At 33.4% G+C, this 17,489-nt stretch carries 17 protein-coding genes; 10 read left to right on the plus strand and 7 right to left on the minus strand.

Annotation, left to right across the window (positions count from 1 at the left end; genetic code table 11):
* Positions 1–19: 19 nt before the first annotated feature.
* The gene (rhaT, locus tag FA048_RS09160) at positions 20–1,114 is read right to left on the minus strand and encodes an L-rhamnose/proton symporter RhaT (RefSeq protein WP_136840104.1); all 1,095 of its coding nucleotides are present in this window, start codon (positions 1,112–1,114) and stop codon (positions 20–22) included.
* 243 nt (positions 1,115–1,357) lie between these two features.
* Between rhaT and FA048_RS09165 the strand changes: the two genes are divergently transcribed.
* The 8 genes from FA048_RS09165 (at position 1,358) to FA048_RS09200 (ending at position 8,992) form a co-directional block, all read left to right on the plus strand.
* The gene (locus FA048_RS09165) at positions 1,358–2,116 is read left to right on the plus strand and encodes an ROK family protein (protein ID WP_136840106.1); all 759 of its coding nucleotides are present in this window, start codon (positions 1,358–1,360) and stop codon (positions 2,114–2,116) included.
* Positions 2,116–2,718 (plus strand): HAD family hydrolase, encoded by a 603-nt coding sequence (locus FA048_RS09170; protein WP_136840108.1) that lies wholly within the window; start codon positions 2,116–2,118, stop codon positions 2,716–2,718. Before FA048_RS09165 ends, FA048_RS09170 begins: the two co-directional genes overlap by 1 nt.
* 8 nt (positions 2,719–2,726) lie before the next feature.
* Complete coding sequence (gene gndA / locus FA048_RS09175; protein WP_136840110.1) at positions 2,727–4,151, plus strand: NADP-dependent phosphogluconate dehydrogenase; 1,425 nt, start codon at positions 2,727–2,729, stop codon at positions 4,149–4,151.
* Between the two features lie 80 nt (positions 4,152–4,231).
* Positions 4,232–5,743, plus strand: coding sequence for a glucose-6-phosphate dehydrogenase (gene zwf / locus FA048_RS09180; RefSeq protein WP_136840112.1), 1,512 nt, complete (start codon positions 4,232–4,234; stop codon positions 5,741–5,743).
* 79 nt (positions 5,744–5,822) lie between these two features.
* Positions 5,823–6,548: a 6-phosphogluconolactonase gene (gene pgl / locus FA048_RS09185; RefSeq protein ID WP_136840114.1), complete on the plus strand. Its 726-nt coding sequence runs from the start codon at positions 5,823–5,825 to the stop codon at positions 6,546–6,548.
* Between the two features lie 84 nt (positions 6,549–6,632).
* Positions 6,633–7,484: a bifunctional helix-turn-helix domain-containing protein/methylated-DNA--[protein]-cysteine S-methyltransferase gene (locus tag FA048_RS09190; RefSeq protein ID WP_136840116.1), complete on the plus strand. Its 852-nt coding sequence runs from the start codon at positions 6,633–6,635 to the stop codon at positions 7,482–7,484.
* A gap of 1 nt (position 7,485) precedes the next feature.
* On the plus strand, positions 7,486–8,196 hold the full coding sequence (locus tag FA048_RS09195) for a 2OG-Fe(II) oxygenase (protein ID WP_136840118.1): 711 nt from the start codon (positions 7,486–7,488) through the stop codon (positions 8,194–8,196).
* Positions 8,197–8,383: 187 nt separating this feature from the next.
* On the plus strand, positions 8,384–8,992 hold the full coding sequence (locus FA048_RS09200) for an alpha-ketoglutarate-dependent dioxygenase AlkB family protein (protein ID WP_136840120.1): 609 nt from the start codon (positions 8,384–8,386) through the stop codon (positions 8,990–8,992).
* 228 nt (positions 8,993–9,220) lie between these two features.
* Here the strand turns inward: FA048_RS09200 and FA048_RS09205 are convergent, their stop codons facing one another.
* The 3 genes from FA048_RS09205 to FA048_RS09215 form a co-directional block, all read right to left on the minus strand.
* Positions 9,221–10,105 carry a Ppx/GppA phosphatase family protein gene (locus tag FA048_RS09205; protein ID WP_136840122.1) on the minus strand — a complete coding sequence of 295 codons (885 nt, stop codon included), beginning with the start codon at positions 10,103–10,105 and terminating at the stop codon, positions 9,221–9,223.
* Positions 10,106–10,109: 4 nt separating this feature from the next.
* On the minus strand, positions 10,110–12,167 hold the full coding sequence (ppk1, locus tag FA048_RS09210) for a polyphosphate kinase 1 (protein ID WP_136840124.1): 2,058 nt from the start codon (positions 12,165–12,167) through the stop codon (positions 10,110–10,112).
* Positions 12,168–12,273: 106 nt separating this feature from the next.
* Positions 12,274–12,861 carry a hypothetical protein gene (locus FA048_RS09215; protein WP_136840126.1) on the minus strand — a complete coding sequence of 196 codons (588 nt, stop codon included), beginning with the start codon at positions 12,859–12,861 and terminating at the stop codon, positions 12,274–12,276.
* A gap of 76 nt (positions 12,862–12,937) precedes the next feature.
* Here FA048_RS09215 and FA048_RS09220 point away from each other — a divergent pair, with 76 nt between their 5' ends.
* Together FA048_RS09220 and FA048_RS09225 are read left to right on the plus strand one after the other, a co-directional pair.
* Positions 12,938–13,429: a YajQ family cyclic di-GMP-binding protein gene (locus tag FA048_RS09220; RefSeq protein ID WP_136840128.1), complete on the plus strand. Its 492-nt coding sequence runs from the start codon at positions 12,938–12,940 to the stop codon at positions 13,427–13,429.
* A gap of 171 nt (positions 13,430–13,600) precedes the next feature.
* Entirely contained in the window at positions 13,601–14,053 is a 453-nt protein-coding gene (locus FA048_RS09225) for a GNAT family N-acetyltransferase (RefSeq protein ID WP_136840130.1), read from the plus strand.
* A 35-nt stretch (positions 14,054–14,088) separates the two neighbouring features.
* Here FA048_RS09225 and FA048_RS09230 read toward each other — a convergent pair whose 3' ends face one another.
* The 3 genes from FA048_RS09230 to FA048_RS09240 form a co-directional block, all read right to left on the minus strand.
* A complete protein-coding gene (locus tag FA048_RS09230) occupies positions 14,089–15,051 on the minus strand; it encodes a glycoside hydrolase family 43 protein (protein WP_136840132.1) in 963 nt (320 codons plus the stop codon).
* Positions 15,052–15,205: 154 nt separating this feature from the next.
* Entirely contained in the window at positions 15,206–16,162 is a 957-nt protein-coding gene (rlmF, locus tag FA048_RS09235) for a 23S rRNA (adenine(1618)-N(6))-methyltransferase RlmF (protein WP_136840133.1), read from the minus strand.
* On the minus strand, positions 16,162–17,475 hold the full coding sequence (locus FA048_RS09240) for a nicotinamide mononucleotide adenylyltransferase (protein ID WP_136840135.1): 1,314 nt from the start codon (positions 17,473–17,475) through the stop codon (positions 16,162–16,164). The genes rlmF and FA048_RS09240 overlap by 1 nt, the downstream gene beginning before the upstream one ends.
* Between the last annotated feature and the right edge of the window lie 14 nt (positions 17,476–17,489).

Below are 17,489 nucleotides of genomic sequence, written 5' to 3' on the forward strand. Positions count from 1 at the left end.
TTATATAATTTTTATTTTTTTAAACCTTAATTGAATTTCCATAACCTACTATTAAAACAGAAAGTATAATTGTAGCTATACCTACTATAATAGTAATTAATGTACCTTTTGACACACCTTTCCATTCTTTTAATATAAGACCCCAAGCATTGGCAATTAAAATGATAAACGCCATGTGCAAAATCCAAGAACTTGCTCCATTGCCCATTTTGCTTTCGCCCATACCGTAAAAGAAGAATTGTAAGAACCAAGTTGTCCCGGCTAATGCCGAAAAAATATAATTTTTTAACAGTGGAGTTTTTGCATTAGTATAATCTCCGAAAGTTTTATTTCTGGCATTTAAAATCATACACCAAATGAAGTTGGTTGTTAGACCACCCCAAAGGATAACGATATAAGTTACATTATTTGAATAAAGGAAATTAGTAGTTTCAGTAGGATTAGCTGCTTTCCAAACTGTATTAACTGCATCTGAAATTGGTTTCCCGGCTTCGATACCAAAATTAAAACAAGCACTTAGCACACCAGAAACAATACCTACAAACAAACCTAACCCAAATTTGTACTCTGTTTTTACTTCTAACCCATGAGGATCTGTAACAGCCGTTTTTAACTGTCTTTCTTTCATCATTCCGGCTTTACCACAAATGATAATACCAATTACACAAACTAAAAGCCCTAACAGTACCATCTGACCCCAATCTGTTGTTAAAAACATCGTAAATGTGTCTTTACCTTCTTTCGGGAATACATCAAAATAAATTGATGGCAGAATTGAACCCAACACCATACAAAGTCCTAATATAATAGAACTACCTAATGAAACACCAAGGTAACGAACACCTAAGCCATAGGTTAATCCACCTATACCCCATAAAACACCAAAGAAATAAGTTAGCAACAACACACTTCCAGTTGCGCTACTTAAAAATTCTGTAAAATTTGGAACTGTTAAATAAGCTGCCAATGGCGGAACAATTAGCCATGAAAAGATACCGCCTACTATCCAGTAACTCTCCCAAGACCAGCCTTTTACCTTTTTATACGGAATGTAGAAACTACCAGAGGCGAAGCCACCGATAAAATGAAAGAATACACCTAAAATTGCTTGCATAGTTTTATATTTGGTTTGTCTAAAATAAAAATTGATTGAAAACTAACTGTTATGCACTGTTATGACAGAAATGCAAAAGCAAATAACACATTTATTAGTAAATATATAATTTTTACTAACACTAAATATTAGCTTGTTAATAATTACGCATAACTTATTACAAAAATATTATGGCTAAGCTATATAATGATTGTAAATTTGTTAGGTCAACAAGTAGTAAAACTGTTGATTTCAATTTAAGCTATGCCAGTAAAAACTAAGGTTCCACAAGGCGATATTTTATCGATAGACATCGGTGGCACTAACATCAAATCTTGTTTATTAAGTCCAAAAGGGAAGTTATTAACGGATTTCAAGAAAACCCCTACCCCAAAGAATTCTACACCTGAAGAAGTTTTGAAAGCTATCAAGAAACTTTGTGCTGATTTTAAAAAATTTGAAAAGATTTCAATAGGTTTTCCTGGTTATGTAAAAATGGGTATAGTACAAACTGCACCTAATTTAGCAGAAAACCAATGGGTAAACATTGATTTAGCTCAACAAGTGGCAGACTTATTCGGCAAACCTGTTCGTTTAATTAACGATGCCGACCAACAAGGCTTAGGAATTGTAAGTGGTAAAGGATTTGAGATTGTATTTACGCTGGGAACTGGCTTTGGCACTTCTCTTCTTTTTGATGGAGAACTACTTCCACATTTAGAATTAGCACACTTACCAGTAAATAAAACAGATGATTATGATGACTTTATAGGTGACAGAGGTTATCATAAGGTTGGTAAAAAGAAATGGAATAAACGTCTACAATATTTAATTGAGATCTATAAAACAGTTTTTAATTACGACAAATTGTATATTGGCGGCGGAAATTCAAATGAGATTAATTTCGACCTAGAAAAAAATATCAAGCTTGTTTCAAATAAAGATGGTATAAAAGGTGGTGCTAAACTATGGTTAGCTAAAGAAAAATACCATGTTCACACTACTCATCCACAAAAAAAATAATGAACGATATAAAAATACTTTTCTTAGATATTGGGGGTGTTTTACTAAGTGATGGCTGGAACCATACCTCGCGGATACAAGCCATAGAAAAATTCAACTTAGAGCCCATTCAATTTCAAAAAGATCATTCCGTTGCTTTTCCGCTATTTGAAAACGGAAAACTAAACTTAGACCAATACCTTGATTCGGTCATTTTTAACATTGATAGAGACTTTTCCAAACAAGAATTCTCTGATTTTATGTTTTCTAAAACAACCCAGTTGCCAGATTTTCTGCCTTGGCTAATTAATTGGAAAAAGCAAACAGGTGTTAAAATCTTTTCTATTAATAACGAAGGCAAAGAATTTAACGATTACAGAATTAAAAAATTCAACCTTCATGAATGTTTCGATGCATTCATATCCTCTTGCGAAGTAGGTTTCTCTAAACCAGACCCATCAATTTTTAAGCTAGCTTTAGGGGTTGCACAGGTAGAACCTCAAAATTCCCTTTATTTTGATGATAGGGCGATTCACGTAGCCATTGCAAAACAAATGGGCATAAATGCACATGTGCATGAAAGTTTCGAAAAAAGTAAATTAATTTTAGAAAGTATAAAATAAATCATAAAATGAATAAGGATAATAAAGCACAATTTGCATTCGGGATGGTTGGTTTAGGAACCATGGGACGTAATTTGTTATTAAACATGGCCGATAATGGTTTTGCCGTTACAGGTTATGATAAGAGTGAGAAAATGCTTCAAATATTTGAAGAAGAAGGAAAATCGCATAACCTAAAAGGATACGCAGATATTAACGAATTTGTTGAGAGTTTGCAATCTCCACGCACAATTATCCTTTTAGTTCCTGCAGGTGCAATTGTTGATAGTGTGATTTTAGAATTACAGCCTTTACTAGATAAAGGTGATATTATTATTGATAGCGGAAACTCTTATTTTGCAGATACAAGCAGAAGATATTTAGAATTAAAGGATAAAGGGATTCACTTTTTTGGCATGGGTATTTCTGGCGGAGAAGAAGGCGCTAGATTTGGTCCAAGTATGATGCCTGGCGGAGATAAAGAAGCTTATGCTGTTGTAAAAAACATGCTAGAAGCTGTTTCGGCTAAAGTAAACGACGAACCTTGCGTAACTTATATTGGCGCTGGTGCTTCTGGCCACTTTGTAAAAATGACACATAATGGGATTGAATATGCGATTATGCAGTTATTAGCAGAGACCTATGAAATCCTAAAAAATGGTTTGGATTATGATAATAATCAAATTCAACAAGTTTTTGAGAGCTGGAACAATGGTCGTTTAAAATCATTTTTAATGGAGATTACCAAAGATGTTTTCTTATTTAAGGATGTAAAAACTGGTAATCTTTTGGTTGATGAAATTAAAGATGAAGCAAAATCGAAAGGTACAGGCAAATGGACTTCGCAAGTTGCAATGGACGTTGAAATGCCTATTCCAATAATTGATACGGCGGTTTCTACAAGAAATTTATCTAAACTTAAAAAACTTAGAGTAGAGCTAAACGAAGCTTTTGGACCAACAGAAAAAATCAAAGCAAGCAAAGATTTTATTGATGATTTAGAAGAAGCTTTCTATTTTGCAATGGCAAACGCCTATGCACAAGGCATGCATTTATTATGGAAAGCATCTATTGACTATGAATATGGTTTAAAAATGGCCGAAATTGCTAAAATTTGGCGTGGGGGATGTATCATTAGGGCAGAATTTTTAGAAGATATTTATCAAGCCTATAAAAAACAGCCAGATTTACAGCACTTATTTTCTGACGCAAACGTTCAAGCTAAGATTAAGAAAAGCTTAAAAGGTACCAGAAATGTGGTTTCGTCTGCAATTTCTGCTGGCTTGGCTATCCCGTGCTTTGCTGCTGCGCTAACTTATTTTGATACTTTAAAAACTGGCAGAATGCCTTCTAACTTAACGCAAGCTCAAAGAGATTTCTTTGGTGCCCATACTTTTGAACGTATTGATAGCGAAGGGATATTCCACGCAGACTGGAACCAAAAAAACCTATAATTTAATACATACATAGAAACCCTGAGCAAAATATCAATATTGATCTAAGCTCAAATAATGAATACAAAAATTCATAAATCATGAAAAAAAAGAGTAACCTTCATCCAACTATTTTTGTAATTTTTGGTGGTACCGGCGACTTAAACAAACGCAAACTTGCACCTGCATTATATAACTTATTTACAGAAGGTTATATGCCAGAAAAATTTTCGATAATTGGAACAGGTAGAACAGAATTTACAGACAAAAAATACCAAGAGGTAATACTAGAAAATGTAAATGAATTTTCTAGAAATGGAAAGGTTAAAAAGGAAACTTGGAGCTCTTTCGAATCCAACATTCGTTATTGCCCTACTGACATTACAACTCCAAAAACTTTTGAAAACTTAAAAGAGACAGTTGAGAAGTTACAACAAGAATTTGGCAAGGAAACTCAAATTATTTATTATTTAGCTGTTGCACCTAACTTTTTCCCTTTAATTGCAGAATGCTTATGCAAATACAAATTAACAGAAGATGAAGATAACAGCAGAATTGTAATTGAAAAACCTTTCGGCAACGATTTAGAAAGCGCAAAAGAGCTTAACCTATTATTGAGCAAGATCTTTACCGAAAAACAAATCTATCGTATAGATCATTATTTAGGTAAGGAAACAGTTCAAAACATGATGGCTTTCCGCTTTGCGAATTCATTATTTGAACCATTATGGAACAGAAATTATATTGAACACATACAAATTTCTGTAACAGAGCAATTAGGTGTTGGAGATCGTGGTGGTTATTATGAAGGAGCTGGTGCATTAAGAGATATGATCCAAAATCACTTGTTGCAGTTACTTTGTTTGGTTGGCATGGAGGCTCCTATTTCATTTGATGCAGATGAAATTAGAGATAGAAAGGTTGAAGTTTTAAGAGCAATGCGTCCTTTTAAACCTGAAGAAATTAGTTCTAATGCGGTTCGTGGCCAATACAGTAAAGGCTGGGTAGAAGGAAAAGAAGTTCCTGGGTATAGACACGAAACAGGTGTTGATCCACATTCAAATACAGAAACCTTTGCTGCCGTTAAGTTTTTTATAGATAACTGGCGTTGGCAAGGAATTCCTTTTTATTTACGTACTGGTAAAAGGATGAACCAAACTTCTTCAATCATTACCATTCAGTTTAAGGACGTTCCTCATCATATCTTTTCGTCTAGAGCTACTGAAACTTGGCAACAAAATCGTTTAATCATTAGTATACAACCAGAAATGAGTATTCGTTTACAAGTTCAAGCGAAAAGACCTGGGGTTAAAATGGTTTTAAATCCGGTTGATATGGTTTTTGATTACAAAGGAACTTATGATACTGATACTCCCGAAGCTTATGAGACCTTGCTTTTAGATGCGATGAATGGTGATCAAACTTTATTTATGCGTGGCGATCAAGTAGAGGCAGCATGGGAATTAGTTATGCCGATCATCAATACGTGGGAAAGCAAAAAATCATTAAACTTCCCTAATTATCAAGCAGATAGCTGGGGACCAGAAGATGCAGAAGCATTAATTGCCAAAGATGGCTTTCACTGGTTTACCTTACCTTTAAAGGATAAATAATAATTTATTTGTCATGCTGAGCTCGTCGAAGAACGTCATTGCGTTTCGACAAGCTCAACGTGACATTCAACTATAAAACATGAACTTACATATCTTTAAATCTATACCAGAGCTTAACGAAAATCTTATAGCTTATGTAATTAAAATTGCGAATGAGGCTATCTCAACAAAAGGTCGCTTTGATTTCGTTTTAACTGGTGGAAACTCGCCAAAAGAACTTTATAAGCAACTTTCTACCACTTATAAAGATAAGATAGATTGGACTAAAGTATTCTTCTTTTTTGGTGATGAAAGAAATGTATTGCCAGATCATAAAGATTACAACGGTTTGATGGCAAAAGAAAATTTATTTGATAACCTACAGACTCCTCCAGGCCATATATTTTATATTGATACTACATTAATCCCTAAGGATGCTGCCATTGCTTATAAAAATGCCTTGGATAATCATTTTAAAGGCGAAGAAATTGTATTTGATCTAATCCTCTTAGGTATGGGTGATGATGCACATACTGCCTCTATTTTTCCAGACACTGAATTGGTAAAAAGTATCCATGCAACAGTTGATTCTGTTTGGGTTGAAAAGTTAAATACATTCCGGATCAGTTTAACAGCACCACTAATTAATAAAGCTAAAAATATTGCTTTTATCACTTTTGGAGAGAACAAGGCTAATGCTTTAAAACATGTAATTGGCGATGAACAAAAAGACTATTTCATCTATCCTGCACAACTGATCAAACCATTAAATGGTAATTTAAATTGGTTTGTTGATGATAAAGCAACCAGCTTTTTAGAGCTATAATTTTCTAATTTGTAATAATCTTAGCAAGTTTCGGGTTTTATCACGTTTAACGGCAACTTACTTTTGTATATCAAAACAAACGAAATGAGTACACAAGAGCAGTTAAATTACCAACGTATTGCAGAAGCAATTGGTTATCTACAAGAAAATTTTAAAATACAACCAGATTTAGATCTCATAGCAAAAAAGATAAATCTAAGTCCGTTTCATTTTCAGCGGTTATTTACTGAATGGGCTGGTGTTAGTCCCAAAAAATTCTTGCAATACCTTAGCCTGAATTATGCAAAAGACATGCTTAAGGATCAACAAGCTACACTTTTTGATGTTGCTTACGAAATAGGTTTATCTGGAACTGGTCGTTTACACGATTTATTTATAAATATTGAAGGGATGACACCCGGAGAATTTAAAAATGGAGGAGAAAACCTAATCATCAATTATAGTTATTTCCATACCTTATTTGGCAATTTATTAATAGCATCTACATCAATAGGGATTTGTTATATGGCATTTGCCGATGATGAATTTATAGCTTTTGAAGAATTAATAAAGCAGTTTCCTAAAGCTAAATTCAATAAACAAGAAGATAAAATCCAAGAAGATGCACTAGCTATTTTTAACAAAGATTGGACTAAAAACACAACAGTTAAACTACATTTAAAAGGAACCCCGTTTCAATTAAAAGTTTGGGAAACACTATTAAAAATTCCTAAAGGCAATTTTACAACCTACAGAGCTATTGCCAAAGCGATAGGTAGCTCAAATGCATCTAGAGCAGTGGGTTCTGCAATTGGCAACAATCCAGTTGCCTTCTTAATCCCATGCCATCGCGTTATTCAATCATCAGGTAATTTTGGACAATACCATTGGGGAAGTGTGCGCAAAACAGCGCTATTAGGTTGGGAAGCATCTCAAGTTAATTTAGGAACTATTTAAAATGGAGCTTTTGCAAAAAATAGGAAGCATTGAGAAAGATGCTTTAGCCGAGACAATGCACCAAAAGGGTTATGCAATTCTAAACGAAATCTTAACAAATGAACAATGTGATGAATTAATTAAAAATTATGATCAATCTGAATTATACAGAAAAACAGTTGTAATGGAACGTTATCGTTTTGGGTTGGGAGCGTACAAATATTTCAATTACCCATTACCAAGCATCATTAATAATCTAAGAACTAGTATCTACCCTATTCTGGCACCAATCGCAAATACCTGGATGAGGGCACTGAATATAGAAATTAGTTATCCGACAGGTTACGATGAGTTTTTAAAGCTGTGTCATGATAATGCCCAAACAAAAGCAACTCCACTAATTTTAAAATATGGTAAAGGAGGTTTCAATACGCTTCATCAAGACTTGTATGGAGACATTTATTTCCCCATGCAAATGGTTATATTTTTGAGTGATCCTGAAATAGATTACAATGGTGGAGAATTTGTATTAACTCAACAAAATGTAAGAGCGCAGTCTAAAGCTATTGTCTTAAAGCCTAAAAAAGGAGATATTCTTATTTTAACCACAAATTTTAGACCTGTTAAAGGCTCAAAAGGGTATTATCGGGCAAGTATGAAACATGGAGTTAGTGAGGTTCATAGCGGAGAAAGATATACGCTAGGAATTATATTTCATGATGCTTTAACTTAAAATTATAATTCCGTCATTCCCGTGAAAACGGGAATCGTAATGCAAAGAACAGATAATCAGCACATAAAATTCAACTAGAATTAATGACAATGCATTAAGATGCCCAGTCGAGCTGAGCATGACGAACTAAAGAAGAGCGTAACTATAAAAATAACAATTGAAGATGTAAATTTGGATTACAAAATCTATGGATTTATTCAACACTCAACCTGCTCAGAACATCAATGTTTTGCCACAAGGTGGAACGGTTAACTATTATGGAATAATCATGTCCAATCAGCAAGCAAACAGCTATTACAATTGCTTGTTAGAAACTATAGCGTGGAAAAATGATGAAGCGGTAATTTTCGGGAAGCATATTTTAACCAAAAGAAAAGTAGCTTGGTATGGCGATTTACCTTTTGAATATACTTACTCAAACACAACTAAACAAGCTTTGCCTTGGACAAAGGAATTGCTAGAATTAAAGAGATTATGTGAAGAAAAAACAGGAGAAACATACAATTCTTGTTTATTGAATTTGTACCATAATGGAGATGAAGGTATGGCTTGGCATAGCGATGGAGAAACGGATTTAAAGAAAAATGGTGCAATTGCTTCTGTAAGCCTCGGCGCAGAGCGAAAATTTGCATTTAAGCATAAAGAAACCAAACAAACTATTTCTATTATACTTCAACATGGGAGTTTATTAGTTATGAAAAATGAAACTCAAAAAAATTGGTTACATCGTTTACCACCAACAAAATTGGTTACCAAACCAAGAGTGAATTTAACTTTTAGAACGATAGTTAAATAGTTTGCCATCTTAGAAATCTAAGATGCTTTCTAGATAGTTGAGGAATAAGATAAAATGATCTTAAATAGTTCAAACAATTGTTAGATGACTTTTTGAACATTAAGGAGTTAGATTAAATACTTAATTCCTTAATGTTCATTTTTTTCTAATCTTAGGTGTCCTTTGGTTTCTTTGGTGGTTCAACTTATCATAAAACTAAGATGAACTTAGATTTCTTAGATGGTAAAACTAAGAACCCAAATTCTCTTCAATCAGTAAATTGATAATCCCATCAACCATTCCAACTTTTGGCACATACATTTGTTTAATACCAGTCCACTTCATTAAAGTTAAATAGATTTCGCAAGCTGGAATAATTACGTCTGCCCTATCCGGATTAAGTTTCATTAAGCTAATTCGTTCTTTTAAAGAATAAGAATTAAGCTCATTATACATGGTTTTCAGCTTTAAAAAAGATAAAGGCATATCATCTTTTTCATCAGACATTTTAAATAATTTATTGATATTTCCGCCTGTTCCTATGCCTGCTAAGTTCTTTAAATCCTTAGTGTAACTTTTAACCCAATCTCTCATTTCATCCCAGGTTTCATCTTTATCTTGATTGTCTAAAATTCGAATAGTGCCTATATTAAATGACTTAGAAGCTAAGGGTTGCTTATTTACAAATACAGAAAGTTCAGTACTACCTCCACCAACATCAATATATAAATAGCTTTTATTGGCGTCTAGATTTTGTTCGATGTGGTTAGCATAGATAATATTGGCTTCTCTATGACCTTCTATAATCTCTAAATCGATATCGGTAAGTTTTTTGAGTTTTTTAATAACTTCATTACCATTTTCAGCTTCACGCATAGCTGATGTTGCACAAGCCAAATAATGAGTAACTTGATAAACATCCATCAAGTTCTTAAAAGCACTCATGGTTTTAACCAGATCGTCAACCTTCTTTACAGAAATTTTATGGTCTAAAAAAGCATCATCACCTAAACGTAGCGGGACGCGAATTAAAGTGTTTTTTTTAAAGCCATACCCCTTTTCACTATGAGTAATATCAGCAATTAATAATCTAACGGCATTAGAGCCTACATCTATGGCAGCATATCTTAACATGGCATTATTGATGTTTATTTTTAAGGTAGTTGTAAGTCTGCACCTGTGCTCTAACCTTGTTAACTAATCTATTTCTATGGTATTTATTGTTATTTAGTCGAGTAATGTCTCTCGCTTTTACATTGTCTTGTAACTGAAAATCGATAATATCTTTAATCTCCTGCCTCACATCTTCATCCAAAACAGGAAAACCAACTTCAACTCTATGCTCAAAATTTCTGCTCATTAAATCTGCAGACGAAAGAAACATTTCTTCTTTACCATTATTGCCGAATATAAAAACACGAGCATGTTCTAAAAATTTGTCTATAATGCTGATTACTGTTATGTTTTCACTAAAACCTACAATGCCAGGAACCAAGCAACAAATACCCCGAACAATTAGCTTTATCTTAACTCCCGCATTACTTGCATCATACAATTTCTGTACTATTCCTTCATCTGCTAAGCTATTTACCTTTAAAATCATGTAAGCAGGTTTTCCAGCCATAGCAAATTTTATTTCCCGATTTATTAGACCATAAATTTTGTTTCTAGATTCTAAAGGAGATACGATTAAATGCTTAAAACCTTTAATAACAGTACGTTTATTTAAAGCAGTAAAAAGCTTAAGTAAATCTAATGTGATTTCTTTTTTTGCGGTAAAAATGCTGTGGTCACAGTAAATTCTTGCTGTTTTTTCATTAAAATTCCCAGTTGCAAGATTTGCATAATATACAGCTTTACCTTTTTCTATCCGCTTTACTAGACATATTTTAGAGTGAACTTTATAATCTGTTAAACCATAGTTTACATTTACACCCTCTTCCATTAATCGGTTTGTCCAGAAAATATTAGCTTGCTCATCAAATCTAGCTTTTAGCTCCACAACACAGTTGACTTTTTTTCCGTTTTTAACTGCATTGATAAGTGCATTGATAACTTTAGAGTTTTCTGCTAGGCGATAAAGAGTGATGTTAATTTCTGTAACTTTTGGATCAATAGCAGCTTCGCGAAGAAACAAAATGATATAATCGTAAGATTGATAAGGCAAATTGATCAGATAGTCTCTATCTGCCAACTTATTAAAAATGCTCTCCGTTCTATGCAATCCATGCACCTTAAGAGGCGCTGCTGGGGTATATTCTAAATCTTTGCTTCCAACATTTGGGAAAGCAATAAAGTCGCCAAAACGATGGTAACGATTGCCAGGAATCAAGCCTTCTGCTTCAATCTTAAGCTTTGCAACCAATACACTTAACATCTCGAAAGGCATTGCGGTATCATAAAGCAAACGCATTGGTTTACCCTTCCTACGTTTATCTAAGCTGGTTTTAAGTTCCTCAATAAATTTATCACTAATATTTTTATCAATATCAAGTTCTGCATCTCTAGTGAGTTGAATAGAAAAAGCTTCGATATGATTGTAATTGAAGACGTAAAATATATCATCTAAGCAATATTTAATAATATCTTCTGCAAGAATGATAAATTTCAAACCATTGGTTTCTGGTAAAACCAAAAATCGTGGTAAACTATTTGGCAATTCAATGAGTGCGAACTTCTCACTCCTTTTAGTGCCTTTTTTGGTTAATCTTACAAAGAAATATAAGTATCTGTCTTTTAATTCTGGAAATGGCTCTTCCAAATCTATCATTATGGGTACCAAATTGGATAAAATTCTATCTCTAAAATGGTTTCTAACAAATTCACCTCTTGCTACATTTAGCTGAGTATCATTTAAAATGAAGATCTTGTTTTGAGCTAATTCGTTTATTAATATATGCTGAAAAAGACTTTCAAACTTACGTTCATGCTTTACAACAATATTTTTGATTTCATTTAGAACCTTTTTTGCATTAAAACCCAAAAGCTCTTTTGCTTTATCATTTAAGTTCACTAATCTACTTAAGGTAGCTACCCTAACACGATAGAACTCTTCCAAATTAGAAGAAAAAATAGACAAAAACCTTATTCTCTCTATCAAAGGAACGGTTTCATCTGCAGCTTCCTGCAAAACACGTTCATTAAAATATAGCCAACTTATTTCTCTATTTAAAAATGGTAGCTTTTTTTTAGCCATGTATTAAAATCAAAAAAATCCTCTTTTTGGAGGATTTTCAAATCTGCGAATTTTAAAGTTAAATTAGTGTTAAATAACAACTAATTAAACTACAAAAATTAACTTATTATTTTTTGTCAGCTGCACTAGTGGTATTCTTTTTAGCTGGAATATTTTTAACAGTCACTTTTTTTACCGGGTTATTTGTAACTGCTTTTACCACTGCTTGTTTTGCAGATGATGCTGTAGTTGTTGCTTTAGCTGCCATAGTTTTAGTTGTTGCTCTTTTTACTGGTGCCTTTACTGCTGTAACTGTTTTCTGTTCCGTTGGCAAAGGTGTTACTTTAACACTTGTGGCTACTGGTTTAGCTTTTTTTACAGCTTTCTTCACCACTTTAGTTACAGATTTATCTACCTTTTTCAACAATTTAGAAGTATCTTTCTTAGCCAATTTAATTTTTTTAGCTACAGGCTTTTTTTCTGTTGCCGCATCTTCAATTTTAAGTTCAACTGCAGATTTTACCTCTTGAAATTTCTTAGCTAGTTTTTTAGCTGCCGCTTTGCTTACTTTTGCAATATCTTCTGCAATAATTTCGGCATTATGGCCTAAACCTTTAACAGCTTCTAAAAACCTATCTGTTAAACTTTGCTCTATTTGTTTTTTAACCGCTTTTTTAGTGGTTTTTTTCTGAGGCTTACTTTTATTGGTTTTCATATATTTTTTCGCGTTTTTTGTAATGATATTTATATTTACCTAAATCTATAAATTTTAATCAATTAAATTCAAAATCATGCCATCTTTCGATATCGTTAGCAAAGTAGATGCTCAAACATTAGATAATGCCATCAACAATGCCAAAAAAGAAATTTTAAACCGTTATGATTTTAATGGCTCTAAAAGCACAATAGAACTTGATAAGAAGACAAATGCTATCACTATTGTAACTGAAGACGATATGCGACTTAAAGCCATTACCGATTCGATCATTTCTCGTATGATGAAACAAAATTTAGACCCAAAAAGTTTGGATTTCGGAAAAGAACATGCTGCTTCAGGCAATATGATTAAAAAGGAAATTAATATAAAAGAAGGAATTGACAAAGAAGCCGCAAAAAAAATCGTTGCGAAGATTAAAGATAGCAAGTTAAAAGTGCAAGCTTCTATGATGGATGATCAAGTTAGGGTACAGAGCAAAAACATTGATGATTTACAAAAAGTAATCTCATTATGCAGAGGAGAGGATTTTGGCCAGCCATTGCAGTTTATTAACATGAGGAACTAATTATCATTGGTTCATTAGCTAACAACTTAAGGATGATAAGATTTTTTTAACGATTACAATAGTATGTTCGATTTAACTTTCACCTAAAGCTCAGAAGTTCTACAAAATCCAGATAATTAAATTCAATAGGTTTATGGTCCATAGACCATGGACTATAAACCATATTTACAAATGGAAATTAAAGATAACGGTTTCATTTTCTCAGATGACAGTAATTTAGTTGATGTTAAAGCCGTACATCATTACTTAAGCACACAATCCTATTGGGCAAAAGAAATTCCTTTACAAATTGTACAAAAATCAATTACAAACTCACTTTGTTTTGGAGTTTACAAAGATGGTAAACAAGTAGGTTTTGCTCGCTGGGTAACAGACAGAACTACCTTCGCCTACCTATGTGATGTTTATATTGAAGAAAATTTTAGAGGTTTTGGCTTATCAAAAAAATTGATGTCACTAATGATGTTTCATCCTGATTTGCAAGGTTTAAGAACTTATTGCCTGGCTACATTAGATGCACATGGCTTATATTCACAATTCGGATTTAAAGCTGTTGAAACTCCAGAAAAATTAATGGAAATTAGAATACCAGACATTTATTTAAATGGGAAAGGGCAGCTGTAAGATGCGTTTCTCATCTTACAGCTATCATCTTACCTCTACAGTTTATTCTTCTTCACACCCTCTTTAGTAATCTTAACAGGATTAATCAATCCATCTTTATCAAAAGTCATTAAATCGATACAAGTTACGCGGTGATTACCATCTTTTTCTCCTAGTGGTCTGCGGTGGTAAACAATATACCATAAATCTTTTTTAGCATCATGGATTACAGAGTGGTGCCCAGCACCTGTTGCTACTTCTGGATCTTGTTTTAAAATCTTCCCAATCCTTTTAAATGGGCCCATAGGTGAATCGGCTACCGCATAAGCTACAGAATAATCAGGACCAGTCCATCCGCCTTCACTCCACATAAAGTAATATTTTCCATTTCTGATAAACATGAAAGAACCCTCTACATATCCTTCTGGAGTTATTTCTTTAAATGTCGAGCCATCAGAAAACTTCTCAAAACCTGTAAAATCCTTGTTTAATTTGGCTATATTACAATGAGACCAACCACCATAAATTAGGTAATACTGTCCATCTTTATCCTTGAAAACGAATTGATCTATCGGCTGTGCCTTATTATGAAATTTATCTATTAAAGGTTTGCCCAACAAATCCTTAAACGGCCCTTCTGGTTTATCAGCTACGGCAACTCCTATCCCACCTAATTCGTTATCGCTCTGTATATCATTTGCACCAAAAAACAGGTAATATTTACCATCTTTTTGGGTAATCGATGGCGCCCACATTGCCTTATTTGCCCATTTAACAGATGCTGTATCTATAATTCTTTCGTGTTTTTTCCAAGTTATCAAATCTTTTGATGAAAATGCATCCATAAAAACTTGCTCCTTGTATTTTGCAGAATAGGTTGGATAAATCCAATAAGTTTTACCAAAAACTATTGCCTCGGGATCTGCATACCAACCAGGAAATATTGGATTACCAGATGTTTGTGCTTGAGCCAACACTGGAAGTATCAATAAGAAAAGGATAAATCGATTTAGTTTCATACTGCAAGATAAAAAATGATTTGTTATTTTGAGTATTTTTATCATTCTGAGCTTTTTGTCATTTAGAGCGCAGCGAAGAATCTATTTAGATAAATTAAGGAATTAGATTCCTCCAAAGCCGGAATGACAAATCTATTTGGAATGACAAAGTCGATTACCAACTCTTAACCCAATCTTCTTGCTGTTTTTCGTTTAAGAAAGTCCAAGCTACAATTCGGGTTATTTTATTACCTGTAGACATTTCACTTGTTCTAATTTCAGTCACTTCTGCTCTCTCAAGCATTGCATATATACCACCCAAATTTTCACTCTTAGAAACTAAACTCGTGAACCAGAAACATTGTGTTTTATAACTTTTACTTTCTTCAATCATCTTACCAACAAAAGCAACTTCACCACCTTTTGTCCATAATTCGCTGTTTATACCACCAAAATTGAGGACTGGATTAGTATAATTTTTATTCCCTAAATTTCTATTTTTTCTTTGCGAGCCAGCATTTGCTTCTTCTGCGGAAGAATGGAAAGGAGGATTGCAAATTGTTAAATCGAATTTTTCTTCTTTATGAACGATATTCTTGAAAATATCCAATTTAGAAGGCTGTAGCCTAATCTCAACGTTCTTTTTTAAAGTTTGGTTGATTTCAATTATATTCTTTGCAGAACGGGTAGCAACTTCATCAATGTCAGAACCAACAAAATACCAACTATATTCCTGATGCCCAATAATTGGATAAACACAATTTGCTCCTACCCCAATATCCAAAACTTTAATCCTTTTTCCGGTAGGTATATTTTGATGATTACAAGAGGCCAACAAATCTGCAGCATAATGTATATAATCTGCTCTTCCTGGTATTGGAGGGCACAGATATCCGTCAGGAATATCCCAAAAGTCGATTTGATAAAAATGCTTAAGTAAAGCCTTGTTTAAAGTTTTAACAGCCTGTGGATTAGCAAAGTCTATAGATTCATCTCCATATTTATTTACAGCAACAAAATCAGAGAGCTCCTTTACCGTCTCAGTTAAAGCTTTAAAATCATACCGAGATTTATGCTTGTTTCTAACATGCAAACTGCTTTTTTCTGTTGGAAAATTTTTCTTCTTTTCCATTAAGCAGTTTTTACATCATCCTCGCTATAATCTTTAATATCAGTAATGTACCCATTAATCAATAAGAAATCAAATAGCGGTTTAGCGTCTGGTGTAACCGGCATATTAGAGGTAGAAATTACAGTATTTGTCTTTTTATCCATGAAAGGATAAGCGAAAAGCTTTACATTTTTCGTAAACATATCACTTACATAGGCAAGCAGCTGACTTGAATAATCTTCACCAAAATTGGTTGAGTTAAATACAAATTTAAGGTTATTGATATTAGTAGAGATCCCAACACTTTTTGGTCTACAGCGATCTAAGTATTTGGCCAATCTATGGTTACGTGTAAAATTAGAAACAATAACCAAGTTCCCAGTTTTGCACATATCTTCTGCTCTTTTCGCTACTGATTCTAAATCAATATCATCTGGTGTTTCTTGCTGGTCTGTTAAAACATTGGTTAATAAAACTTCAATCATTACGCTCAAATTACCAGGTTCTACATTATTTGTACGTGTAAATTGCTCAGTAGCTTTATTAAACAGGTTAAAGTTCGGATTAGATTTTTGTCCAAATTTAGTCCGTAAAATCATGATATCCTTTTTATATAAAAGATCTTTAGCTTGTCTTGGGTGACCATCCGCATCAAAAATTGCAGCTGCAGAAAAATCTTTCATAATTAAATAAAGATTTAGTAACGTGTTGTTCACTTCACCAAAAGCTGGACCTTGAACAGAAATTAAATCTATTTCTACAGAACCTACAGTTAAGTTATCAACTAATGATTCTATCATCACCTTTGGTTCATTATGATGGTAAAAAGCTGCGTAAACTAAATTTACCCCAATAATGCCCAATACCCGTTGTTGCATATTAACATCGGTATCAAATAAACGAATATGAAAAAATATTTCATTTGGTAACCCACCCGGCTCTGTTTGGAAACGAATACCAACCCAACCGTGAGGCTCATTTGTACGTTTAAAATTTAAAGTAGTAACGGTATTAGCAAAAGCAAAAAAAGTACGATTTTCATATTTTTCTCCATGCAAACGCTCGTTTAACAAGCTAAATTCATGTTCTAACATACGTAAAAGCCTATTCTGACTTACATATCTTCCAGAAGCTTCAGCACCATAAATGGCATCACTAAAAGTCATATCATAAGCAGACATTGTTTTAGCAACGGTACCTGCAGCAGCACCAGCAGTAAAAAAATTACGAGCAACTTCTTGTCCAGCACCTATTTCTGCAAATGTGCCGTAAATTTTTTCGTTTAAATTTATTTTTAGTGCCTTACGCTTGGTATCAAGGATTTCTCTTTCCATGATGCAAAGGTAAT

It is taken from the genome of Pedobacter polaris (genome assembly GCF_005116505.1).
GTDB classification, from domain to species: domain Bacteria; phylum Bacteroidota; class Bacteroidia; order Sphingobacteriales; family Sphingobacteriaceae; genus Pedobacter; species Pedobacter polaris.

Coding starts and splice junctions, on each gene's coding strand:
- rhaT (WP_136840104.1), bottom strand. CDS start 1,114: ATGCAAGCAATTTTAGGTGTATTCTTTCATTTTATCGGTGGCTTCGCC.
- FA048_RS09165 (WP_136840106.1), top strand. CDS start 1,358: ATGCCAGTAAAAACTAAGGTTCCACAAGGCGATATTTTATCGATAGAC.
- FA048_RS09170 (WP_136840108.1), top strand. CDS start 2,116: ATGAACGATATAAAAATACTTTTCTTAGATATTGGGGGTGTTTTACTA.
- gndA (WP_136840110.1), top strand. CDS start 2,727: ATGAATAAGGATAATAAAGCACAATTTGCATTCGGGATGGTTGGTTTA.
- zwf (WP_136840112.1), top strand. CDS start 4,232: ATGAAAAAAAAGAGTAACCTTCATCCAACTATTTTTGTAATTTTTGGT.
- pgl (WP_136840114.1), top strand. CDS start 5,823: ATGAACTTACATATCTTTAAATCTATACCAGAGCTTAACGAAAATCTT.
- FA048_RS09190 (WP_136840116.1), top strand. CDS start 6,633: ATGAGTACACAAGAGCAGTTAAATTACCAACGTATTGCAGAAGCAATT.
- FA048_RS09195 (WP_136840118.1), top strand. CDS start 7,486: ATGGAGCTTTTGCAAAAAATAGGAAGCATTGAGAAAGATGCTTTAGCC.
- FA048_RS09200 (WP_136840120.1), top strand. CDS start 8,384: ATGGATTTATTCAACACTCAACCTGCTCAGAACATCAATGTTTTGCCA.
- FA048_RS09205 (WP_136840122.1), bottom strand. CDS start 10,105: ATGTTAAGATATGCTGCCATAGATGTAGGCTCTAATGCCGTTAGATTA.
- ppk1 (WP_136840124.1), bottom strand. CDS start 12,167: ATGGCTAAAAAAAAGCTACCATTTTTAAATAGAGAAATAAGTTGGCTA.
- FA048_RS09215 (WP_136840126.1), bottom strand. CDS start 12,861: ATGAAAACCAATAAAAGTAAGCCTCAGAAAAAAACCACTAAAAAAGCG.
- FA048_RS09220 (WP_136840128.1), top strand. CDS start 12,938: ATGCCATCTTTCGATATCGTTAGCAAAGTAGATGCTCAAACATTAGAT.
- FA048_RS09225 (WP_136840130.1), top strand. CDS start 13,601: ATGGAAATTAAAGATAACGGTTTCATTTTCTCAGATGACAGTAATTTA.
- FA048_RS09230 (WP_136840132.1), bottom strand. CDS start 15,051: ATGAAACTAAATCGATTTATCCTTTTCTTATTGATACTTCCAGTGTTG.
- rlmF (WP_136840133.1), bottom strand. CDS start 16,162: ATGGAAAAGAAGAAAAATTTTCCAACAGAAAAAAGCAGTTTGCATGTT.
- FA048_RS09240 (WP_136840135.1), bottom strand. CDS start 17,475: ATGGAAAGAGAAATCCTTGATACCAAGCGTAAGGCACTAAAAATAAAT.